We start from the raw sequence: 22,644 nt of genomic DNA, 5'->3' as shown, positions 1-22,644 counted from the left end.
GCATAACTTTTACCTTCTACCTGAGGTTGAAAGTTCCCAGCGGAGGCCAGAGCGTGAGCACTAACCAGAACTACCTCGCCGTCATCAAGGTGGTCGGCATCGGCGGTGGCGGCGTCAACGCCGTCAACCGCATGATCGAGCTCGGCCTGCGCGGGGTCGAGTTCATCGCGATCAACACCGACGCTCAGGCGCTGCTGATGAGCGACGCCGACGTCAAGCTCGACGTCGGTCGCGAGATCACCCGCGGCCTCGGTGCGGGTGCTGACCCCGAGGTCGGGCGCCGCGCCGCCGAGGACCACGCGGAGGAGATCGAGGAGGCGCTCGCCGGCGCCGACATGGTCTTCGTCACCGCGGGCGAGGGCGGCGGCACCGGCACCGGCGGCGCGCCCGTCGTCGCGCGGATCGCGAAGTCGATAGGAGCACTGACCATCGGTGTGGTCACGAAGCCGTTCAGCTTCGAGGGCAAGCGCCGCATGGACTCGGCTCTGGCAGGTGTCTCGCGCCTCAAGGAAGAGGTCGACACCCTCATCGTCGTCCCGAACGACCGGCTGCTCGAGATCAGCGACCGGGGCATCAGCATGATGGAGGCCTTCACCACGGCCGACCAGGTGCTCCTCGCCGGTGTGCAGGGCATCACCGACCTGATCACGACCCCCGGCCTCATCAACCTGGACTTCGCCGACGTGAAGTCGGTCATGCAGGGCGCCGGGTCCGCGCTCATGGGCATCGGCTCGGCACGGGGCGCAGACAGGGCGATCAAAGCGGCGGAGCTCGCGGTCGCGAGCCCGCTGCTCGAGGCATCCATCGAGGGCGCGCGCGGCGTGCTGCTGTCGATTCAGGGCGGCAGCAACCTCGGCATCTTCGAGATCAACGACGCGGCCCGCCTCGTGCAGGAGGTCGTGCACCCCGAGGCGAACATCATCTTCGGTACCGTCATCGACGACACGCTCGGCGACGAGGTGCGCGTGACCGTGATCGCGGCCGGCTTCGACGGCGGCGAGCCGAGCACCAAGTCCGAGCTGCCCGCCGCTCGGGAACCCGAGACCTACACGATCACGCAGGGCCAGCACGCCGCCCCGCAGGAGGACACGCAGGCCCTCGCCCCCGAGGACCTCCCCGTCGCCGCCTGGGAGCCGACCGCCACGCCTGAGCGGCCCGCGCTGCCCGCCGACCGCGACTTCGACGACGCCGACGGCATCGATATCCCGGACTTCCTCAAGTAGAAACACGACAGCTTGCCTGGGCTCGCAGACCGGTTGCCTGAGCTCGCAGACCGGCTCGCGGCGGTGCGCGCCGAGATCGCGGATGCCGCACGCGCGGCCGGCCGCGACCCCGGCGCTCTCACGACCATCGTCGTGACGAAGTTCCACCCGGCGACTCTCATTCGCGAGCTGTACGGGCTCGGGGTGCGCGACGTGGGGGAGAACCGCCACCAGGAAGCACTCGCGAAGTCGGCGGAGCTCGCAGAGCTCGAGGGGCTCCGGTGGCATTTCATCGGCCAGCTGCAGTCGAACAAGGCGCGCCAGGTGCGTCGTTACTCGCACATCGTGCACTCCGTCGACCGCCCCGCGCTCGTCGACGCTCTCGCGACCCGGGCCGGCGAGCCGACTGCGGCTGAGAACACGGTCGACATCTTCCTGCAGCTGAACCTGACGGACGATCCGGGCCGCGGCGGCGTGGCCCCCGCCGGTCTCGAGGCGCTCGCCGAGCACGCTCTCGCCGCGCCAGGCCTGCGTCTGCGTGGCGTGATGGCGGTCGCCCCGCTCGGCGAGGACCCGCGGGCGGCGTTCGAGCGTCTGCGCGCGGCGTCGGACCGGCTGCGCGCGCTCGCGCCGGACGCACGTGACATCTCGGCCGGCATGTCGGCGGATTTCCGTGCGGCGGTCCTTGAAGGCGCGACACACCTTCGCATCGGCACGGCAATCACAGGTTCACGCCCGGCGCCGCGTTAATCTGGCCCGGTCAGCGGCAGAGTTCGCTGGATCAGCACTGCGACGGAGGACGGAAATGGCGAACCCGCTCAAGAAGACCATGGTCTACCTCGGCCTGGCGGACGAAGAGTTCGAGTACGAGGACGAGCAGCCGCGCGACGGCGCAGCGGCGCAGCACGCACAGCAGCGTGCCCCGCAGCAGCAGGCGGCCCCCGTGGCCCCTGCACCTGCGCCCCAGCAGCGCGCCGAGCGCGCCCCGGTGGTCCCCATCCGAAAGAACACCCCCGTTCGAGCACAGGCGGTACCCGAGATGAACGAGATCCTGACGGTGCACCCCCGCCAGTACCGCGACGCGCAGGCGATCGCCGAGGCATTCCGGGACGGCATCCCGGTCATCATCAACTTGTCGCAGATGAACGACGGCGACGCGCGCCGCCTGATCGACTTCGCGAGCGGACTGTCGCAGGGCCTGCTCGGGAAGATCGAGCGCGTGACCAACAAGGTCTTCCTGCTGTCCCCGCAGCACGTCTCCGTGCTCGGCGAGCAGAAGACGACCGAGGGCGCCGAGGGCTCCTTCTTCGCTCAGGCGTAGGCGCGGCCGGCCGGTGCGGCGTCTGTCCAGGCATCCGTTCTCGTCCTCCGCAATACTTTGAGGGTGTCTGCCGTCAGCGTCGTCGCCAACGTCGTCTACTACCTCCTGTTGATCTACTTCCTGACCATGTGGGCGCGGTTCGTGCTCGACCTGGTTCGCGCGGTGCGGCGGGGCTGGCGACCCCGCGGAGCGGGGCTCGTCGCAGCCGAGGCCGTCTACACGGTGACCGACCCGCCGATCAGGCTGTTCCGCCGCCTGTTGCCGCCTGTCTCATTCGGGCCCGTCGCGCTCGATTTCGGGTGGTCGATCACGATGCTGTGCTGTGTCATCGTGATGTACGTGGCCGAAGCGTTCAAGTAAGCCACCCCGGCCGCGCGGTCGGGTCACCTGCTCTGGATCGTCATTCAGGCAGGTCTGATTTGCTAAGTTTGGTCAAAACGTCCCTGACGTCCCGATTTGAAAGCTAAGGGTGGGAAAGCCATGGCGCTTACTCCGGAAGACGTAGTCAACAAGCGGTTCCAGGCCACGAAGTTCCGCGAGGGCTACGACCAGGACGAGGTCGATGACTTCCTCGACGAGGTTGTCGTCGAGCTGCGTCGTCTCGGCCAGGAGAACGACGAGCTGAAGCAGCGCCTCGTCGCGGCCGACTCGCGTGTCGCGGAGCTGCAGCGCGGTGGTGGCTCGGCCCCGGCCGCACCGGTTCCCGTGCCCGCTCCAGCTCCGGCCGCCGCCGCTCCTGCGCCGACCACGGCCATGCCGGTCGCGGCGCCCGCGCCGATCGACGAGACGCAGAGCACCAACAACCTGCTGCAGCTCGCGCGTCGCCTGCACGAAGAGCACGTCGCCGAGGGCAAGGCCAAGCGCGACGAGCTCATCGCCGACGGCCACGCCACGGCTGCACGTCTCGTCGCCGAGGCCGAGACCAAGCAGAAGGAGCAGATCGCGGTCCTCGACAAGCAGCGCGCTGCCCTTGAGACCAAGATCGACGAGCTGCGCACCTTCGAGCGCGACTACCGCGCGAAGCTGAAGAGCTACATCGAGGGCCAGCTGAAGGACCTCGACGCGTCCGGCTCGTCGGCCCCCGCCACCGGCCAGAACGCGCCGGCGCCGAGCTACCAGGGCTTTGGAGCGTAGCCCGGCGAAGGTCAGCGTTCGCGCGATCGTCGTCCTCGCCGCAGTCGCCGTCTGCATCTACGCAGCAGATCAGGTGGCCAAGGCGCTGGTCGTCACGCACCTCACCGAAGACGAGCGGGTTCCCATTCTCGGGAACCTGCTCGTCTTCATCTACACGCGCAATCCGGGGGCGGCCTTCTCGATCGGCACGAACTCGACGTGGATCTTCACCATCATCGCGATCGGGGTCTTCGCGTTCGTCATCTGGTACGCCCGTCGCTTGCGCTCGGTCGCGTGGGGCGTTGTTTTCGGGCTGCTGCTCGGGGGCCTGCTCGGCAACCTGACCGACCGGCTGCTGAGGCCGCCGGCCTTCGGCCAGGGTGAAGTCGTCGACTTCATCAAGATCCCCCTGCTGCCCGCGATCTTCAATCTCGCCGACTCGGCGATCGTCGCCGCCATGGCGCTGTTCCTGATCCTGACGCTGCGGGGCATCGGCTTGGACGGGCGACGCACGGTCGAAGCCCACGAAGGCCCGGACGCCTCCACGCACTCGGACGATCCCACCCGCCCGGAAGAGCACACGCACTCGGAAGAGCACGACGGTGGAGACGCGTAGCTACCCGGTTCCCGACGGGCTCGACGGCGCCCGCGTCGACGCGGGGGTGGCCAAGCTGCTGGGCTTCTCACGTTCGTTCGCGGCAGACGTCGCAGCCGCCGGCGGCATCCGGCTCGACGGGCACCAGGTCGGCAAGAGCGACAAGCTCATGGCCGGCTCGTGGCTCGAGGTCTCGTGGGAAGAGCGGCGCGGGCCGGTCGTCGAGGCGATCCCGGTTCCGGAGCTCACCATCGTGCACGACGACGACGATCTCGTCGTTGTCGACAAGCCTTTCGGGGTCGCGGCGCATCCGTCGGTCGGCTGGGAGGGGCCGACGGTCGTCGGCGCGCTGGCCGCAGCCGGCTACCGCATCTCGACCTCAGGGGCCGCGGAGCGGCAGGGCGTCGTGCATCGCCTCGACGCGGGAACGTCGGGGCTCATGGTGGTGGCGAAGAGCGAGTACGCCTACACGATGCTGAAGCGCGCGTTCCACGACCGCACGGTCGAGAAGATCTACCACGCGGTCGTGCAGGGGCATCCGGACCCGCTCGCCGGCACGATCGATGCTCCGATCGGCAGGCATCCGAAATCGGACTGGAAGTTCGCGGTGACGGCGACCGGCAAGCCATCCGTCACCCACTACGAGACGATCGAGGCATTTCCGGCGGCGAGCCTGCTCGAGATCCACCTCGAGACGGGGCGCACGCATCAGATCCGTGTCCACATGGCGGCGCAACGGCACCCGTGCGCGGGCGACGCGCTCTATGGGGCCGACCCGACCCTGTCCGCGCGGCTCGGGCTGACCCGCCAATGGCTGCACGCCGTGCAGCTCGGGTTCGAGCACCCCGGGACCGGCGAATGGGTGCAGTTCAGAACGGACTACCCGGCAGACCTGCAGCACGCCCTCGACGTGCTCGCCGCGTCCTAGCCCCCCGAGCCGTTCCCGGCGAAACCTTCAGGCAGCGCTTGAAGCGTGTCGCGCCGACCGGGCGTGTAGCGCCCCGGCGATCCGACGGCACTGGGGGAGAATCGTCCCTATGGCTTCCGACTCGTTCGTCCATCTGCACGTGCACAGCGAGTACTCCATGCTCGACGGCGCCGCGCGCGTGGGGCAGCTGCTCGACGCCGCCGTCGAGCAGAGCATGCCGGCCGTCGCGATCACCGACCACGGCAACATGTTCGGTGCCTTCGACTTCTGGAAGCAGGCGACGGGCAAGGGCATCAAGCCGATCATCGGCGTCGAGGCGTACCTGACGCCGGGCACGCACCGCACCGACAAGACGCGCGTGCGGTGGGGCGACGGCGGCGGCGACGACGTCTCGGGGTCGGGCGCGTACACGCACATGACGATGTTCGCCGAGACGACCGAGGGCATGCACAACCTGTTCCGCCTGTCGTCGTACGCGTCGACGGAGGGCTATTACTTCAAGCCCCGCATGGACCGTGAGCTGCTCAGCCAATACGGCAAGGGCATCATCGCCACCACCGGGTGCCCCTCGGGCGAGGTGCAGACCAGACTGCGACTCGGCCAGTACAAAGAGGCCGTCGCGGCAGCCGCCGATTTCCGCGACATCTTCGGCAAGGACAACTTCTACGCCGAGATCATGGACCACGGGCTCGGTATCGAGCGGCGGATCATGAGCGACCTCATCAAACTCGCGAAAGATCTGAGCCTTCCGCTCGTCGCGACCAATGACCTCCACTACACGCACGCCGATGATCACACGAGCCACGCGGCGCTCTTGTGCGTGCAGTCCGGCTCGACGCTGAACGACCCGAACCGATTCAAGTTCGACGCGGACGAGTTCTACCTCAAGACCCCCGAGCAGATGCGGCAGATCTTCCGCGATCACCCCGAGGCGTGCGACAACACGCTCGCGATCGCAGAGCGCTGCAACGTCGACTTCGAGCTGTCGACGGGCAAGTACATGCCGAAGTTCCCGGTGCCCGAGGGTGAGACGGAAGACAGCTGGTTCGTCAAAGAGGTGAACTCCGGCCTTGAGCGCCGCTATCCGGCCGGCATCCCCGAGACGGTGCGGAAGCAGGCCGACTACGAGATCGGCATCATCACGCAGATGGGCTTCCCGGGGTACTTCCTCGTGGTCGCGGACTTCATCAACTGGTCGAAGAACAACGGGATCCGCGTGGGCCCCGGCCGCGGGTCGGGCGCGGGCTCGATGGCCGCCTACGCGATGCGCATCACCGACCTCGACCCGCTCGAGCACGGCCTGATCTTCGAGCGCTTCCTCAACCCCGATCGCGTCTCGATGCCCGACTTCGACGTCGACTTCGACGACCGGCGCCGCCTCGAGGCGGTGAAGTACGTCACAGAGAAGTACGGAGCCGAGCGCGTCGCGCAGATCGTCACGTACGGCACGATCAAGGCGAAGCAGGCGCTGAAAGACGCCGGCCGCGTGCTGGGCTTCCCGTTCTCCATGGGCGAGAAGCTGACGAAGGCCATGCCGCCCGCGGTCATGGGCAAAGACATCCCGCTGTACCAGATCTTCGACAGAGACAGCCCGCGCTACAAAGAGGCCGTCGAGATCCGGGCGGTCGTCGAGAGCGATCCCGAGGCGAAGACCGTCTTCGACACTGCACTGGGTCTCGAGGGCCTGAAGCGCCAGTGGGGCGTCCACGCCGCGGGCGTCATCATGTCGAGCGACCCGATCATCGACGTCATCCCGATCATGAAGCGGGAGCAGGACGGGCAGATCGTCACTCAGTTCGACTACCCGGCGGCCGAGTCGCTCGGTTTGATCAAGATGGACTTCCTGGGCCTCAGGAACCTCACGATCATCAGTGACGCCCTCGACAACATCAAGGCCAACACGGGCACCGAGCTCGACCTCGAGACGCTCGCGCTCGATGACCGCCCCGCCTACGACCTGCTCACCCGCGGCGACACGCTCGGCGTGTTCCAGCTCGACGGCGGCCCCATGCGCGCCCTGCTGCGCCAGATGAAGCCCGACAACTTCGAGGACATCTCGGCGCTCATCGCGCTGTACCGGCCGGGCCCGATGGGCGCGAACTCGCACATCAACTACGCGCTGCGCAAGAACGGTCTGCAGCCGGTCACCCCGATCCACCCCGAGCTCGAGGAGCCGCTCAAGGACATCCTCGACACGAGCTACGGCCTGATCATCTATCAGGAGCAGGTCATGGCGATCGCGCAGCGGGTCGCCGGCTTCTCGCTCGGCCAGGCAGACATCCTGCGCCGCGCGATGGGCAAGAAGAAGAAGTCGGAGCTCGACAAGCAGCAGGCGGGCTTCTACGACGGTATGAAGGAGCGCGGCTACTCGAAGGCCGCGATGGACAAGCTGTGGGAGATCCTGCTCCCCTTCTCCGACTACGCGTTCAACAAGGCGCACTCCGCCGCATACGGCGTCGTCTCGTATTGGACGGCGTATCTCAAGGCCCATTACCCGGCTGAGTACATGGCGGCGCTGCTCACGAGCGTCGGCGACTCGAAGGACAAGATGGCGCTCTACTTGAACGAGTGCCGTCGCATGGGCATCAAGGTGCTCCCGCCGGACGTGAACGAGTCGATCGGATTCTTCGCCGCTGTGGGCTCGGACATCCGCTTCGGTCTCGGCGCCGTCCGCAACGTCGGCATGAACGTCGTCGACGGCATCGTCGCGGCGCGCTCTGAGAAGGGCCGCTTCGAATCGTTCCACGACTTCTTGAAGAAGGCGCCGCTGCACGTCGCGAACAAGCGGACTGTCGAGTCCCTGATCAAGGCCGGCGCGTTCGACTCGTTCGGCGCGAGCCGCCGCGCGCTGCTCGAGATCCACGAGGGCGCGGTCGAGTCGGTCGTCAACGAGAAGCGGGTCGAGGCGACGGGTCAGGCGGGCTTCGACTTCGACATGCTGATGACGGATGCCTCGGGCACCGGCCCGATCTCGATCGTGCCGGTACGCCCCGAGTGGAACAAGCGCGACAAGCTGGCGTTCGAGCGCGAAATGCTCGGTCTGTACGTGTCCGACCATCCGCTCGCCGGCCTCGAACTGGAGCTGGCGAAGCAGGCGTCGACCTCGGTCGCCGACCTCACGGGGTCCGACGCGACGAAGGACGGCGACCAGGTGACGATCGCCGGCCTCGTCACCGGCGTGCAGCATCGCGTCGCGAAGCAGTCGGGCAACCAGTACGGCATCATCACGGTCGAGGACTTCAGCGGCGAGCTGCAGGTCATGTTCATGGGCAAGGCGTACCAGGAGTTCGCACCGGCGCTCGTCGGCGACTCCATCGTCTCGGTGCGCGGCAGGGTGTCGATGCGCGACGACGGCATGAACCTGCACGCGTACAACCTGATGACGCTGCAGTTCGAGCAAGGCGACGCGCCGACCAGTCCGCTGGTGATCTCGATGATCGACAAGCGCTACACGGAGAGCCGCGCCAGTGAACTCGGCGAGATCTTCCGTCGGCACGCGGGCGGCAATGAGGTGAAGCTCGAACTCAAGTATCCGGAGCTCGGCGTGAAGCGCGTCTACGAGCTGCCGGACTATCACGTGGCGGTCACCCCAGACCTCTACGGCGAGCTGAAGGGCCTGTTGGGCCCGGGAAGCCTGGTGTAGCGGAACATACCTGCCCGTCGGCGCGCGCGGTCCGGCCTCGATAGGCTGAGCTTCATCATGCGCACGATCGACCTGCGCGGAATCGATCTGGCCACCGCCGATCTCCGCACCCTGGTGCCCCGACCCGCCCTCAACATCGCGCGCGCGAGCGACGCCGCGGCCGAGCTGATCGAGGCGGTGCGGCACGATGGCGCGCAGGCGCTCCTGGCCCAGTCCGAGCGGTTCGACGGCATCCGGCCTGATCACCTGCGCGTGTCGGCCGCTGCGATCGCGGCGGCCGTCGACGGGCTCGCTCCCGAGGTGCGTGCCGCGCTCGACGAAGCGATCGCGCGAGTGCGGCAGGGCAGCGCCGCTCAGGTGCCGCCGTCGCGCACGACGACGCTCGCGGACGGTGCGAGCGTCGTGCAGCGCTGGCAGCCCGTCAGCCGTGCCGGCCTCTACGTGCCGGGCGGCAAGGCGGTCTACCCGTCCAGCGTCATCATGAACGTGGTGCCGGCGCAGGCGGCCGGGGTGCCGTCGCTCGCGATCGCGAGCCCCGCGCAGAAGGAGTTCGGCGGTCTTCCGCACCCCACGATCCTCGCGGCGGCAGGGCTGCTCGGCGTCGACGAGGTGTGGGCCATGGGCGGCGCCGGCGCGATCGGGGCACTTGCCTACGGCGTGCCCGACGAGGGGCTCGCACCGGTGCAGGTCATCACCGGGCCCGGGAACATCTACGTCACCGCGGCCAAGCGGCTCGTGCGCGGCGTGGTCGGCATCGATGCCGAGGCCGGCACGACCGAGATCCTCGTCATCGCGGACCGGACGGCTGATCCGGTGCTGGTCGCGGCCGATCTGCTGAGCCAGGCCGAGCATGACGAGGCGGCGGCGAGCGTGCTGGTCACCGATTCGGCGGAGCTGGCGGATGCCGTGCAGCGGGCGCTTGAGCAGCGGGTCGCCGTGACCGCCAACTCAGAGCGCGCTGCTACTGCGCTGGCCGGTCCGCAGTCGGCGATCATGCTCGTCGACGACGAGGTCGCGGCGGCAACGGTGAGCAACGCGTACGGCCCCGAGCACCTCGAGCTGCACACCGCCGACCCGCACGCGACGCTCGCGAACATCACGGATGCCGGGGCGATCTTCCTCGGAGGCTACTCACCGGTGAGTCTCGGCGACTACATCGCGGGTTCGAACCACGTGCTGCCGACGGGCGGCGCCGCGCGTTTCTCGTCAGCCCTCGGTGCGTACTCGTTCCTGCGGCCGCAGCAGATCATCGAATACGACCGGGCGGCGCTGGCATCCGTTCACGGGCACATCGTCGCGGTCGCGACCGCCGAGGCTTTGCCGGCCCACGGCGAAGCGGTTACAGCGCGGTTCGAGGCGATGCTTGATCGGAGCAAGACTCTGTAGGGTGTACGCCATGTTCTGCCCGTTCTGTCGTCACCCAGACTCCCGCGTCATCGACTCCCGAACGAGCGACGACGGGTTGTCGATCAGGCGGCGCAGGCAGTGCCCCGACTGCGGCCGCCGGTTCTCGACGATCGAGACCGCGAGCCTCAACGTCATCAAGCGCTCGGGCGTCGTGGAGCCGTTCAGCCGCGAGAAGGTGATCTCGGGCGTGCGCAAGGCGTGCCAGGGGCGCCCGGTGACCGACAGTGACCTGGCGGTGCTCGCGCAGAAGGTCGAGGAGACGATCCGCGCGACCGGCGCGTCGCAGATCGACGCCAACGACATCGGCATCGCCGTGCTGCCCGAGCTGCGCGAGCTCGACGAGGTCGCCTACCTGCGATTCGCGAGCGTCTACCAGGCGTTCAACTCGCTCGACGACTTCGAGTCGGCGATCGGGCAGCTGCGCCGCGACCACGCGGGCGCATAGCCGAACGCCGATATTCTTGACCCCGGCATGTACCGGATCATCTTCAACCTCGTCTTCAAGCGCATGGACCCGGAACGGGCCCACCACCTCGCGTACCTCTTCTTGCAGGTGATCCAGGCTCTCGGCCTGTCCCGCTCGCTGCACGACTTCACGCGGCCGCGCACGGATCTGTCGGTGCACACGCTCGGCCGCACCTTCGAGACCCCGTTCGGCATGGCGGCCGGCTTCGACAAAGACGGCAAGATCGTCATGGGCCTCGGCGGCCTCGGCTTCGGTCACGTCGAGGTCGGCACGCTCACCGCGCTTTCGCAGCCGGGCAATCCGAAGCCGCGCCTGTTCCGCCTGATTCCCGATCGCGCCCTCATCAATCGCATGGGCTTCAACAATCACGGCGCGGAAGCGGCCGCGCAGCGTCTGCGCCACTTGGAGCGACTGCGCCCCCGGCCGGTGCTCGGCGTGAACATCGGCAAGAGCCGTGCCGTCGACGTCGACCGCGCGTTGCCTGACTACGAGACCTCCGCGGCCGTGCTCGCTCCCGTCGCCGACTACCTGGCCGTCAACGTGTCGTCGCCGAACACGCCAGGTCTGCGGGGGCTGCAGGAGATCGACAAGCTCGCCCCGCTGCTCGCCACCGTGAAGGAGCACGCTGCGGGCACGCCCGTGCTCGTCAAGATCGCGCCGGATCTCAGCGACGACGAGATCGTGCGCATCGCCGAGCTGGCCGTGTCGGTCGGCCTCGAGGGAATCATCGCGACCAACACGACGATCGCGCGCGACGGCCTGGGGCTCAAGACGGATGCTTCGTACATCGCGTCCCTCGGGGCCGGCGGCCTCTCCGGTGCCCCGCTCGCCCGCCGCGCGCTCGAGGTGCTGACGCTGCTGCGCCGGCACGTGCCGGCGACGATGTGCATCATCTCGGTCGGCGGCGTGCGCACGGCCGCAGACGTGGCTGAGCGGCTCGCGGCCGGCGCCACGCTGGTGCAGGGCTATTCCGAGTTCATTTACAGCGGCCCACTGTGGGCGCGCTCCATCAACCGGGGTCTGGACCGCCTGCTTCACAAGTAGCACGTCTGGCGCCCGGCCGCCGATGGGTGTGGACTGACGGCGGAGGTGGGTCGATGGAGATCCTGCACGCGGTCCTGCGCACGCGCGAGTTGAGCGAGACCGCCGACTACTACGAGCACAGGCTCGGACTGCATGTCGTGCGCGAACCCGGCGAGGTGACGGTCGCGGCGGGGTCGACCGTGCTGGTCTTCCACGACGATGCCGACTCACCGGGGTTCCACCACATCGCCTTCACGATCCCGACCGGATCATTCGCCGCCGCGCGGGCCTGGATCGAGCCGCGCACGAGTCTGCTCGACCTCGCGGGGGAAGTCGAGTTCGAGGGGCCGCCGCGGTGGAACTCGCGGTCGCTCTACTTCGACGGGCCGGCGGGGTCGGTCCTCGAGCTGATCGAGCGGCGTGATCTCGCCACTGCGGCGCCCGGCGGATTCGGGCCCGAGCAGCTCCTTTGCGTGAGCGAGATCGGGGTCGCGGTGCCCGACGTGCTCGCCGCAGCTCGCGACCTCGGAGATACAGGCATCCGTCCGTACGCGGGGGAGCCGGGGGAGTCGTTCGCGCCGGTCGGCGACGTGCACGGCCTGCTGATCCTCGTCACTCCGGGGCGCCCGTGGTTCCCCACGCGGACGCGCCTCGCCGCGATCTCGCCGATCAAGGTGAGCACCACCGGCGGCCGCGTGCTCCGATTCTGACCCCGGAGCGCAGGGCGGCCGGGCTACTCGGTGAGAGGAGTGCCCTGATGGAAGCGGAGTCTCCAGCCGGAGCTCGTCTTCAGCCAGACCGAGGAACGGCGCGCGGCGCCATGTGCAGCTGCCGTCTCGAAGACCAGCAGCAGCGCATCGGATGCGATGCGCGACACCCTGAGCACCCTCGTCAGCTCGGCGCCCGACGCCGGCGCCTCGACGAGCGCCTGGATCGTGGTCTCGCGATCCCAGAGGCGCCCGGACGAGCCGATCTCCTCGAAGTCGGGGTGCAGCAGCGCGGCAACGCGCGACGCGTCGCTGCGCACCTTGCGCGTGAGCAGCGACGTCTCAAGCCGCACCACGATGTCCTCGTCAGGTTCAGCAGGCTCGTCGACGTCGAACAACGCCGGCGCGGCCGCGGTGCGCGGGGCGGGCGCAGTGGCTGCTGACGGCGCTGCGGCGGCGGGTGCCGTGGCCCCGGCATCCGTTCGGTTCCACCCGGGCCCCGACGGAATCGCGGTCTTGCGCTGATACGCCGTGGCGACCGCGCGGGCACGCGCGTCTGCCGCCTCGTTCAGGTCGTGACCGGCGTGTCCTTTGACCCACTCGAACACCACCTCGCGCCCGGTGACGAGCTCGTCAAGGCGCTTCACGAGCTCGAGATTCATGACGGGGGAGCCGTCGGCCTTGCGCCACCCTTTGCGTTTCCAGCCGGGCATCCACTTGGTGACCGTGTTGATCACGTACTGGCTGTCGCACAGCACCTTGAGCGGTTCGCTCGCGAGTCCGGCGTCAGCCGTCTGTGCGAGCAGGTCGATGACCGCCATCAACTCGCCCTGATTGTTCGTGCCGTGCGGCCAGCCGCCGGCAGCCCAGCACGAGTCGTCGACGTACCACGCCCAGCCGGCCGGCCCGGGATTGCCGAGTGCGGAGCCGTCGGCGGCGGCGACCAGGGTCACGCGCCGCGGGTCACGCGGGGTACTGCCCGCGCTTGGCCTGGGGCTTCGGCATGCGCATGAAGCGCATCTGGATCGTGCGCATCGATGCGTACCAACGCAGGCCGCGCTCGGCCTCGCCGTACTTCTCGCGCAGGCGGCGCGTCAACAGACTGCCCATCACGAAGCAGTCGATGACGGTGATGATGAAGAAGCCCCACACGACGAAGAGCACGTACGACGAGATGGACTCTTTCATCGGGCTCGGGAACGGCAGGAAGGTCGAGAGCAGCAGAATGACGACCACCGGAACGAGGAACTCGCCGACGCTCCACCGCGCATCGACGTAATCGCGGGCGTAGCGGCGCTGCACACCCTTGTCACGAGCGGGAAGGTAGCGGTCGTCGCCCGCGGCGAGGCCGGCCTGCTGTCGCTGCCGCTCGACGCGCATGCGCTCGCGGTCGGCTTCGCGCGCGACCTTGCGGTCTGCGGGGACAAGCGGGCGGCGGCGCGCGGCTTCGCGCTCGCGACGGCTGGGCGTGGCGCGGCCTTTGCCGATGCGAATGGCGTCGGCCTCGGCCTGCGCGGCATCGCTGGCGTCGGTCGGTTGCTGGTTTTTCGAGCGGTTGGGCACGGGAATCCTCGGTTTGGCTATCTGATTAAGCTTAGCCGCATGACGGATGCCGCCCCCTCAGCTTCCCCTATTGATCACAGCGTTGCCGAAGCCGTGGCGGGGGGCCTGCCGGCCGCCATCGCCGACCTCGGCGCCCTCGTGCGCATTCCCTCCGTGTCCTGGCCTGCCTTCGACCCGGCGTTCGTGGCGCAGAGCGCCGACGCCGTCGCCGAACTGCTGCGCGGCACGGGCGTCTTCGACGCGGTCGACGTGAAGCGCGCGCAGAAGGCGGGCTTCCCCGACGGCGAGCTGGGTCACCCGGCCGTGCTCGCACGGCGCGCCGCGAAGAACGGGCGCCCGACTGTGCTGCTCTACGCGCACCACGACGTGCAGCCGCCGGGGAACGACGCGGACTGGCAGACGAAGCCGTTCGAGCCGACTGTTCAGGGCGATCGCCTCTACGGCCGCGGCGCCGCAGACGACAAGGCGGGCGTCATGGCGCACGTCGCCGCGATCCGGGCGCTCGCCGAGGCCGCGGGCGACCTCGAGCTCGGCCTCGCGGTCTTCATCGAGGGCGAGGAGGAGCACGGCTCCCACTCCTTCGTCAACTTCGTCGAGGACAACCGCGACGCCCTCGCCGCCGACCTGATCGTCGTCGCCGACAGCGACAACTGGGACGCAGAGACGCCGAGTCTCACCGTCGCGCTGCGCGGTGCGTGCGCCTTCAACCTCACCGTGTCGACGCTCGAGCACGCGTCCCACTCGGGCATGTGGGGCGGGGCCGCCCCCGACGCGATGCTCGCGACGGTCAAGCTGCTGTCCACCCTGTGGGACGAGAACGGGTCGGTCGCCGTCGCGGGCCTCACGAGCCACGAGGCCGCCACCCCTGAGTTCGACGAGGCCGAGCTCAAGGCATCCGCCGCCTTCAAGCCGGGCGTCGCCGCCATCGGAACGGGGACCGTCCCGAGCCGCCTGTGGTTCCAGCCGTCGATCACGGTCACCGGCATCGATGCGCCGTCGATCGCCAACGCGTCGAACACGCTGGTGCCGCAGGCGACGGTGCGCATCAGCATGCGCGTCGCGCCGGGGCAGAGCTCCGACGAGGCGCGCGAGGCGCTGTTCGCGCACCTCACGGCGAACGCCCCGTTCGGTGCGCACCTCGAGTTCAGCGACATCGAGGGCGGCGACCCCTTCCTGGTCGACACCAGCGGCTGGGCCGTCGCGGAGACGAAGCAGGCGATGACGGATGCCTGGGGCACCGAGCCGGTCGAGGCCGGCATCGGCGGCTCCATCCCGTTCATCGCCGATCTCGTTCGCGTGTTCCCCGAGGCGCAGATCCTGGTCACGGGCGTCGAGGACCCCGACACGCGGGCGCACAGCCCGAACGAATCGCTGCACCTCGGCGTGTTCAAGCGCGCGATCCTCACCGAGGCACTCCTGCTCGCGCGCCTTAACCGCCGCTCGTGAGCCATCACTGCTTACACTTGCGACAGACCTACGTGATAAGGAGGCCGGCATGACCGACACCGCAGTGGCACCTGAGACCCTGGCACCCCAGACGGACGAGAGGGCGCACGGCGTCCTCCTCACCGACAACGCCGCCGACAAGGTGAAGAGCCTGCTCGTGCAGGAAGGCCGCGAAGACCTGCGCCTGCGCCTCGCGGTTCAACCGGGCGGCTGCTCGGGCTTGATCTATCAGCTCTACTTCGACGAGCGACAGCTCGACGGCGACGGGGTCGTGGAGTTCGGCGAGGGCGTCGAGGTGATCGTCGACAAGATGAGCCAGCCGTACCTCGACGGCGCGACCATCGACTTCGAGGACACGATCCAGAAGCAGGGCTTCACGATCGACAACCCCAACGCGCAGGGTTCGTGCGCGTGTGGCGACAGCTTCCACTGAGCGCCGCGGGCGGGGCATCCGTTCGGCATCGACGCGCCGATTTGTACGCGATGTAGAAGTTGCCCCGCCCAACGAGATTCATCTGTTCAGGCCGCCTTTCGGGGCGGCCTGAACGCGTTTCAGGAGCCGTGCAAAGCCGCCCCAGCGCCGAGCGGGCCGTGGGAGAGCGCTAGGCTAAGCGAAGGTCCCCCAACGTTCACACGAAAGGTCACCGGTGCGTCACACTCGTCGTTTCCGATGGGCCGCGATCCCGATCGCAGCAGCGCTCACTTTGGTACTCGCCGGTTGCTCCCAGGAGCAGCTGCATGGGTTCCTTCCCGGCTTCGTCGCCGGCGAGAAAGACGTCACCACCATGACGAGCCGGGTCTCCGGCCTCTGGGTGACGAGCTGGATCGTGCTGCTGATCGTCGGCATCGTGGTGTGGGCGCTGATCATCTGGTGCGTCATCGTCTACCGCCGGCGCGCGGGCCAGACCGGCCTTCCGGTGCAGGTGCGCTACAACATGCCGATCGAGATCTTCTACACGATCGTGCCGCTCATCCTGATCATCGGGTTCTTCACGTTCACCGCGCAGGACCAGGACGCGATCGAGAAGCCCTACGCGCACCCCGACCTCAACATCACGGTGTACGGCAAGCAGTGGGCGTGGGACTGGGACTACACGAGCGACAACGTCTACGACCCGGGCGAGCAGGCGCAGCCGGCGCCCGACGCCAGCCAGCCGGCCACGCAGGGCAACGTCATCGAGTCCGAGCTGCCGACGCTCTACCTGCCCGTGAACGAGAAGATCGACATCACGCTCAAGTCGCGTGACGTCATCCACTCCTTCTGGGTGCCCGCGTTCCTCTACAAGAAAGACGTGATCCCGGGTCACGTCAACCACATGTACGTGACGCCGACGCGAATCGGCACGTACAAGGGCGACTGCGCCGAGTTGTGCGGTGAGTACCACTCGGCGATGCTCTTCCGTGTGAAGGTGGTCTCGAAGGCCGACTACGACGCCCACATCGCGCAGCTGCGCGCCGAGGGCAACGTCGGGTCGCTGGGTGACCAGTACAACCGCAACAACAACCTTCCCGGTAACGGCAGCAACTCTGACGAGACCAGCAACGGAACCGACTGAGGCGACAACGACAATGACTTCTGCAACAGCGACCCGTACCACCCCAGCGCTGCCTTACACGAAGAACAACTTCGACCGTAAGGGCAACATCCTCGTCAACTGGATCACGTCGACGGATCACAAGACGATCGCGTACATGTACCTCGTCACGTCCTTCGTGTATTTCTGCATCGGCGGCGTGATGGCCCTCGTCATCCGTGCTCAGCTGTTCGAGCCGGGTCTCGACGTGGTGCCGACGCGTGAGCAGTACAACCAGCTGTTCACGATGCACGGCACGATCATGCTGCTCATGTTCGCCACCCCGCTCTTCGCGGGTTTCGCGAACGCGATCATGCCGTTGCAGATCGGTGCCCCTGACGTCGCGTTCCCGCGCCTGAACGCACTCGCGTACTGGCTTTACAACTTCGGGTCGCTGATCGCGGTCGCCGGCTTCCTCACCCCCCAGGGCGCGGCCAGCTTCGGCTGGTTCGCCTACGAGCCGCTCGCCAACTCGACGTTCTCACCAGGCTTAGGCGGCAATCTCTGGTTCTTCGGACTCGGCATCTCGGGCTTCGGCACGATTCTCGGTGGCGTGAACTTCATCACGACGATCATCACCTTGCGGGCGCCGGGCATGACGATGTTCCGCATGCCGATCTTCACCTGGAACACCCTGGTCACTTCGATCCTGGTGCTGCTCGCGTTCCCGGTTCTCGCCGCGGCCATCTTCGGCGCCGGCGCCGACCGTGTCTTCGGTGCGCATATCTTTGATGCGGCCAATGGTGGAGCTCTGTTGTGGCAGCACCTGTTCTGGTTCTTCGGCCACCCCGAGGTGTACATCATCGCGCTGCCGTTCTTCGGCATCGTCTCGGAGGTGTTCCCTGTCTTCAGCCGAAAACCGATCTTCGGCTATAAGACCCTGATCTACGCGACGATCTCGATCGCGGCGCTGTCAGTGTCCGTGTGGGCGCACCACATGTACGTCACCGGTGCGGTGCTGCTGCCGTTCTTCTCGCTGATGACGATGCTCATCGCGGTGCCGACGGGTGTGAAGATCTTCAACTGGATCGGCACGATGTGGCGCGGGTCTCTGACATTCGAGTCGCCGATGCTGTTCGCGATCGGCTTCCTGGTCACCTTCACCTTCGGTGGGCTCACCGGTGTGATCCTCGCCTCGCCGCCGCTGGACTTCCACGTGTCCGACTCGTACTTCGTCGTGGCGCACTTCCACTACGTGGTGTTCGGCACGGTGGTGTTTGCGATGTTCTCGGGCTTCTACTTCTGGTGGCCGAAGTGGACCGGCAAGATGCTGAACGAGAAGCTCGCGGTGTGGCACTTCTGGTTGCTGTTCATCGGCTTCCACACCACGTTCCTCATCCAGCACTGGTTGGGCGTGGTCGGCATGCCCCGCCGGTACTACACGTACGCGGCCTCCGACGGGTTCACCTGGATGAACCAGCTGTCCACGTTCGGCGCGATGATCATCGCGGTGTCCATGATTCCGTTCCTGCTGAACGTGTACATCACGGCCCGTACCGCACCGAAGGTGACCGTGAACGACCCGTGGGGTTATGGGCGTTCGCTCGAGTGGGCGACCAGCTGCCCGCCGCCGCGGCACAACTTCACCTCGATCCCGCGCATCCGTTCGGAGTCCCCGGCATTCGACCTGAACCACCCCGAAGCCGCAGGCACATTCGTCGAGCCTGAACCCCTCCCGCCCCGTACGACCCCGGCCAAGGTGAGCTAACTGACATGCGTGCCAATTCGGTTATCTTCTGGATCCTCGCGATCTTCTTCGGCCTGATGGCCGTCGTCTACTCGCTGTGGTCGCTGGAGTACTACCACGGTCACATCGAGTACGTCGGTACCGTGGCGCTCACCCTGTCGGCCCTGCTCGGTGTGTTCCTGGGCTTCTTCCTCGGCCGCACCGCGAAGGGCTTCGGGGGTCTACTGCCCGAGGACCGTCTCGACGCGAACATCGACGACGCCGATCCCGAGATGGGTCACTTCAGCCCCTGGAGCTGGTGGCCGTTCATCCTCGGCGCTGCGATCGCCGTCGTGGCGCTCGGCCTTGCTGTCGGCATCTGGATCGCCTTCATCGGCGCGCCGCTGCTGCTCGTCGCATTGGTCGGCTGGGTTTACGAGTACTACCGCGGTCACTTCGCCCGCTAGACGCGCCCACAGCGCGTTACAGAGCCCCTCCCGCTACGGCGGCGAGGGGCTCCGTCGTAGTTCGGCGCGGCTCAGTGCCTTGTCGGTGCTGCGGACCCGGAGAGTCAGCCGGTCGGCTGCGGTTCAGCCGGCACCGAGGCGTGCAGAAGCGTCCGAGTGCCGAGGGGCGTCGCGAGCTCGACGGTTCCCGTCTCCGACTTGAGCGACGCATCACACGCGGTGCCGTTGGGCTGCGTGAAGTACTCATACGCGCCGATCGTCACCGTTGTGGTGGTCTCGGCCACGTCGACGTAGTCCAGCGTCGTGCAGCCGCTACCCGGCCCCCAGACGGTGATCACGACGCTGTTCCCGGCCGCTTTGTCCAGGCGCCACCCTGTGGCGTACTCGATCGCCCCCTGAGGACGGCTCTGCGGGCTGGTCGGCAGCGCGATAGCGTCGCTGACGGGGAGTGGCGGGACCGAGGCACCTGACGACGGGGCAGGGGAGGAGCGGACTGCACCGGTGGCCACGGCGTCGACGTGGCTCCGTGCGGCGCTCGATGGCGGGGCTGCCTGCGCCACGCCGATACCGGCCGCGGCGACGGCGATGGCGCATGCCACGACAACGACGGCTGCAATGCTCCCTGCTTTCATGACAGTGCCTCCCTTGCCGTGCAAGCTACTCCTGCCCATTGCATCAACGTGCTGACTGAGCGGAGATACGCAGAACGGGCACGGCTGCAGAATCTGCAGCCGTGCCCGTCTTTAGCGGTCTGTCGGCTAGTGAGCCGCCTCGAGCGCGGGGCCGTCTTCGTCGCCGTGGCCATGGTGGCCGGCGGCTTCGATCTCCGTCTGCGACAGCGGGGTCAGGCGGTCCTCGAAGAACCAGCGCGACATCGAGGCGCGGAAGCGGGTCACGGACGAGATGCGGCCGCGAGCGTCGGGGCGCACGACGAGCGGCGCGTAGCCCTCCTGGCTGACCAGGTGCCAGCGCTGGTACTCGTCGAGGGGCTGGTGGACCTCGATGAACTCACCACCGGGGAGGCGCACGATGCGGCCGGACTCGTAGCCGTGCAGGGCCAGCGAGCGGTCCTTCTTCTGCAGAGCGATGCAAATGCGCTTGGTGACGAAGTAGGCGAGGATCGGCCCGAGGATCAGCGACAGCTGGATCGTGTGCGTGACCCCCTCGATCGTCAGCTTGAAGTGCGTCGCGATGAGGTCACCGGAGGCCGCTGCCCACATCGCTGCGTAGAACGTGACGCCGGCGGCCCCGATGGCCGTGCGGGTCGGAGCGTTGCGGGGGCGGTCGAGGATGTGGTGCTCACGCTTGTCACCCGTGACCCACGCCTCGATGAACGGGTAGACCGCGACGAGGACGATGAAGATGGCGAGGATCGCGATCGGGATGATGATGAACCACGACCAGGTGCGGTGCAGCCAGTACGTCTCGAGGTGAGGCGGCATCAGGCGCAGCATGCCGTCGGCGAAGCCGATGTACCAGTCAGGCTGCGTACCGGCCGAAATGGGGGAGGGGTCGTACGGCCCGTACTCCCACACCGGGTTGATCGTGAAGAACGTCGCCATCAGCACGATCACACCGAAGACGATGAAGAAGAAGCCGCCGGCCTTCGCCGCGTACACGGGGAGGATCGGGTAGCCGACCACGTTGTTCTGCGTGCGGCCCGGGCCTGCGAACTGGGTGTGCTTGTGCACGACCACGAACACCAGGTGGATCGCGATGAACGCGAGCACGAGCGCCGGCAGCAGCAGGATGTGCAGCGTGTACAGGCGCCCGACGATCGCGGTGCCCGGGTATTCACCGCCGAAGAGCAGGAAGTTGATCCACGTGCCGACGAGCGGGATGCCCTCGATCATGCCCGAGATGATGCGCAGACCGTTGCCGGAGAGCAGGTCGTCGGGCAGCGAGTAGCCGGTGAAGCCCTCGGCCATCGCGAGGATGAACAGCGTGAAGCCGATCACCCAGTTGAGCTCGCGAGGCTTGCGGAATGCACCGGTGAAGAAGATGCGGAGCATGTGCAGACCGATGGACGCCACGAACAGCAGTGCCGCCCAGTGGTGGATCTGACGCATGAGCAGGCCACCGCGCACGTCGAAGCTGATGTTCAGCGTCGAGTTGAGCGCAGCGGACATCTGGATGCCCTTGAGCGGCACCCACGAGCCGTTGTAGACGACCTCGGCCATCGACGCCTGGAAGAAGAACGTCAGGAAGGTGCCGGTGAGCAGGATGACGACGAAGCTGTAGAGCGCGACCTCGCCGAGCAGGAACGACCAGTGGTCCGGGAAGATCTTCCGCCCGAACTCCTTGACGACCGCCGAGATGCTCGTGCGCTCGTCGAGGTAGTTGGCGGTAGCGCCGAAGAATCCGTCGCGCTTGATGCGAGGAGTTTCAGTGCTCGTGCTCATGAATTGCGCTCCCAGAAGCTCGGGCCGACGGGTTCGTGGAAGTCGCTCTGCGCGACGAGGTAGCCCTCGTCATCGATCGTGATCGGCAGCTGCGGGAGCGGGCGACCGGCCGGGCCGAAGATGACGCGGGCCTCGTGCGTGATGTCGAACTGCGACTGGTGGCACGGGCAGAGCAGGTGGTGGGTCTGCTGCTCGTACAGGGCGACCGGGCAGCCGACGTGCGTGCAGATCTTGGAGTAGGCGACGATGCCGTGGTAGTTCCAGGTCTTGCGGTCGGGGGAGACGTGCAGGTCCTGCGGCTTGAGGCGCATGAGCAGCACAGCCGCCTTCGCCTTCTGGTCGAGCATGTCGGGGGCGTCGTTGAGGCCGTCGGGGATGACGTGGAACACCGAGCCGATGGTGACATCGGAGGCCTTGATCGGCAGGCCGGTCGGGTCCTTCGTGAGGCGCACCCCCTTGGCCCACATCGTCTGCTTGAGCTCCTTCACGGGGTCTTCGTTCTGGGGCGCGAGACCGCGGAAGAGCACGACCGCGGGGAGCGGGAAGGCGACGAGCGCACCGATGAGGGAGTTGCGGATCAGGGTGCGCCGACCGAAGCCGGATTCCTGGTTGGCCTCTTCGAAGATCTCGATGACGCGCTCGCGCGTCTCTTCCGTGCCGCGGACAGGGTGACGGATGTCGATGCCCTCGTGGTCTGCCATGAGGGTCTTGGCCCAGTGCACCGCGCCGATGCCGATGCCGAGCAGCGCGAAGACCATTCCGAGACCGATGAACAGCGTGGACGTGCGGACGTCGCTGATGTTGCCCGACTCGATCGGGAAGGCCATGTAGGCCGCGATGGCCCAGACGCTGCCGGCGATGGACAGGTAGAAGAAGGTGAACACCGTGCGCTCGGCCTGGCGGTTCCGCTTCGGGTCGAGGTCCGTCACGCGGGGACGGTGTGCGGGGAAGCCGGGGTTGACCGGCGCGTCCGCCACGACGACGCCGATGCCCGGGTCGCCGAGGCGCTCGTGCTCGGCCGGGTGTTCGACGGCTGTCGACGAAGTCCCGGCGAGCTCTACGCTGCCGCTATCGTCCTGTGCCATTGCTCTCCTTCATGCGCTGCTGTTATGGCGTCGATC

22 protein-coding genes are annotated in these 22,644 nt (G+C 67.6%); 17 read left to right on the top strand and 5 right to left on the bottom strand.

The window, feature by feature from the left end; translation table 11 throughout:
* Window positions 1-53: 53 nt before the first annotated feature.
* The 12 genes from ftsZ to ACFOYW_RS15575 all read left to right on the top strand — a co-directional run bounded on the left by ftsZ (window position 54) and on the right by ACFOYW_RS15575 (window position 12,408).
* A complete protein-coding gene (ftsZ, locus tag ACFOYW_RS15630; protein WP_390230930.1) occupies window positions 54-1,223 on the top strand; it encodes a cell division protein FtsZ in 1,170 nt (389 codons plus the stop codon).
* A gap of 12 nt (window positions 1,224-1,235) precedes the next feature.
* The gene (locus ACFOYW_RS15625; RefSeq protein ID WP_390230927.1) at window positions 1,236-1,952 is read left to right on the top strand and encodes a YggS family pyridoxal phosphate-dependent enzyme; all 717 of its coding nucleotides are present in this window, start codon (window positions 1,236-1,238) and stop codon (window positions 1,950-1,952) included.
* Between the two features lie 55 nt (window positions 1,953-2,007).
* The gene (locus tag ACFOYW_RS15620) at window positions 2,008-2,523 is read left to right on the top strand and encodes a cell division protein SepF (RefSeq protein ID WP_390230924.1); all 516 of its coding nucleotides are present in this window, start codon (window positions 2,008-2,010) and stop codon (window positions 2,521-2,523) included.
* Between the two features lie 63 nt (window positions 2,524-2,586).
* Window positions 2,587-2,883, top strand: a complete 297-nt coding sequence (locus ACFOYW_RS15615) for a YggT family protein (protein ID WP_390230921.1) — start codon at window positions 2,587-2,589, stop codon at window positions 2,881-2,883.
* Window positions 2,884-3,003: 120 nt separating this feature from the next.
* The gene (locus ACFOYW_RS15610) at window positions 3,004-3,657 is read left to right on the top strand and encodes a DivIVA domain-containing protein (protein WP_390230918.1); all 654 of its coding nucleotides are present in this window, start codon (window positions 3,004-3,006) and stop codon (window positions 3,655-3,657) included.
* Complete coding sequence (gene lspA, locus ACFOYW_RS15605; protein ID WP_390230916.1) at window positions 3,647-4,252, top strand: signal peptidase II; 606 nt, start codon at window positions 3,647-3,649, stop codon at window positions 4,250-4,252. Before ACFOYW_RS15610 ends, lspA begins: the two co-directional genes overlap by 11 nt.
* The gene (locus ACFOYW_RS15600) at window positions 4,239-5,159 is read left to right on the top strand and encodes an RluA family pseudouridine synthase (RefSeq protein WP_390230913.1); all 921 of its coding nucleotides are present in this window, start codon (window positions 4,239-4,241) and stop codon (window positions 5,157-5,159) included. The genes lspA and ACFOYW_RS15600 overlap by 14 nt, the downstream gene beginning before the upstream one ends.
* 109 nt (window positions 5,160-5,268) lie before the next feature.
* Window positions 5,269-8,802, top strand: coding sequence for a DNA polymerase III subunit alpha (dnaE, locus tag ACFOYW_RS15595; RefSeq protein ID WP_390230911.1), 3,534 nt, complete (start codon window positions 5,269-5,271; stop codon window positions 8,800-8,802).
* Window positions 8,803-8,859: 57 nt separating this feature from the next.
* On the top strand, window positions 8,860-10,188 hold the full coding sequence (gene hisD / locus ACFOYW_RS15590) for a histidinol dehydrogenase (protein ID WP_390230908.1): 1,329 nt from the start codon (window positions 8,860-8,862) through the stop codon (window positions 10,186-10,188).
* A gap of 10 nt (window positions 10,189-10,198) precedes the next feature.
* A complete protein-coding gene (nrdR, locus tag ACFOYW_RS15585) occupies window positions 10,199-10,654 on the top strand; it encodes a transcriptional regulator NrdR (RefSeq protein ID WP_390230905.1) in 456 nt (151 codons plus the stop codon).
* A 27-nt stretch (window positions 10,655-10,681) separates the two neighbouring features.
* Window positions 10,682-11,719 (top strand): quinone-dependent dihydroorotate dehydrogenase, encoded by a 1,038-nt coding sequence (locus ACFOYW_RS15580; protein ID WP_390230903.1) that lies wholly within the window; start codon window positions 10,682-10,684, stop codon window positions 11,717-11,719.
* 53 nt (window positions 11,720-11,772) lie between these two features.
* Window positions 11,773-12,408, top strand: a complete 636-nt coding sequence (locus ACFOYW_RS15575) for a hypothetical protein (protein ID WP_390230901.1) — start codon at window positions 11,773-11,775, stop codon at window positions 12,406-12,408.
* A gap of 23 nt (window positions 12,409-12,431) precedes the next feature.
* Here the strand turns inward: ACFOYW_RS15575 and ACFOYW_RS15570 are convergent, their stop codons facing one another.
* Complete coding sequence (locus tag ACFOYW_RS15570) at window positions 12,432-13,358, bottom strand: RNase H family protein (RefSeq protein WP_390230898.1); 927 nt, start codon at window positions 13,356-13,358, stop codon at window positions 12,432-12,434.
* Between the two features lie 10 nt (window positions 13,359-13,368).
* Window positions 13,369-13,968, bottom strand: a complete 600-nt coding sequence (locus tag ACFOYW_RS15565; protein WP_390230895.1) for a DUF3043 domain-containing protein — start codon at window positions 13,966-13,968, stop codon at window positions 13,369-13,371.
* 39 nt (window positions 13,969-14,007) lie between these two features.
* Between ACFOYW_RS15565 and ACFOYW_RS15560 the strand changes: the two genes are divergently transcribed.
* The 5 genes from ACFOYW_RS15560 to ACFOYW_RS15540 all read left to right on the top strand — a co-directional run bounded on the left by ACFOYW_RS15560 (window position 14,008) and on the right by ACFOYW_RS15540 (window position 19,121).
* Complete coding sequence (locus ACFOYW_RS15560; protein WP_390230892.1) at window positions 14,008-15,414, top strand: dipeptidase; 1,407 nt, start codon at window positions 14,008-14,010, stop codon at window positions 15,412-15,414.
* Window positions 15,415-15,463: 49 nt separating this feature from the next.
* The gene (locus tag ACFOYW_RS15555; RefSeq protein WP_390230889.1) at window positions 15,464-15,847 is read left to right on the top strand and encodes a HesB/IscA family protein; all 384 of its coding nucleotides are present in this window, start codon (window positions 15,464-15,466) and stop codon (window positions 15,845-15,847) included.
* Between the two features lie 214 nt (window positions 15,848-16,061).
* Window positions 16,062-16,970 carry an aa3-type cytochrome oxidase subunit II gene (ctaC, locus tag ACFOYW_RS15550; RefSeq protein WP_390230886.1) on the top strand — a complete coding sequence of 303 codons (909 nt, stop codon included), beginning with the start codon at window positions 16,062-16,064 and terminating at the stop codon, window positions 16,968-16,970.
* A gap of 13 nt (window positions 16,971-16,983) precedes the next feature.
* The gene (gene ctaD / locus ACFOYW_RS15545; protein ID WP_390230883.1) at window positions 16,984-18,696 is read left to right on the top strand and encodes an aa3-type cytochrome oxidase subunit I; all 1,713 of its coding nucleotides are present in this window, start codon (window positions 16,984-16,986) and stop codon (window positions 18,694-18,696) included.
* Window positions 18,697-18,701: 5 nt separating this feature from the next.
* Window positions 18,702-19,121 (top strand): cytochrome c oxidase subunit 4, encoded by a 420-nt coding sequence (locus tag ACFOYW_RS15540; RefSeq protein ID WP_390230880.1) that lies wholly within the window; start codon window positions 18,702-18,704, stop codon window positions 19,119-19,121.
* A 104-nt stretch (window positions 19,122-19,225) separates the two neighbouring features.
* Here ACFOYW_RS15540 and ACFOYW_RS15535 read toward each other — a convergent pair whose 3' ends face one another.
* The 3 genes from ACFOYW_RS15535 to qcrA all read right to left on the bottom strand — a co-directional run bounded on the left by ACFOYW_RS15535 (window position 19,226) and on the right by qcrA (window position 22,608).
* Window positions 19,226-19,753 carry a hypothetical protein gene (locus tag ACFOYW_RS15535; RefSeq protein WP_390230878.1) on the bottom strand — a complete coding sequence of 176 codons (528 nt, stop codon included), beginning with the start codon at window positions 19,751-19,753 and terminating at the stop codon, window positions 19,226-19,228.
* A 126-nt stretch (window positions 19,754-19,879) separates the two neighbouring features.
* Window positions 19,880-21,523, bottom strand: coding sequence for a cytochrome bc1 complex cytochrome b subunit (qcrB, locus tag ACFOYW_RS15530; protein WP_390230875.1), 1,644 nt, complete (start codon window positions 21,521-21,523; stop codon window positions 19,880-19,882).
* Complete coding sequence (qcrA, locus tag ACFOYW_RS15525; RefSeq protein ID WP_390230872.1) at window positions 21,520-22,608, bottom strand: cytochrome bc1 complex Rieske iron-sulfur subunit; 1,089 nt, start codon at window positions 22,606-22,608, stop codon at window positions 21,520-21,522. The genes qcrB and qcrA overlap by 4 nt, the downstream gene beginning before the upstream one ends.
* Window positions 22,609-22,644 lie beyond the last annotated feature (36 nt).

This window comes from Gryllotalpicola reticulitermitis (assembly GCF_042651345.1).
Classification (GTDB): Bacteria; Actinomycetota; Actinomycetes; order Actinomycetales; family Microbacteriaceae; genus Gryllotalpicola; species Gryllotalpicola reticulitermitis.
This window is presented reverse-complemented; position numbering and strand designations above follow the sequence as displayed.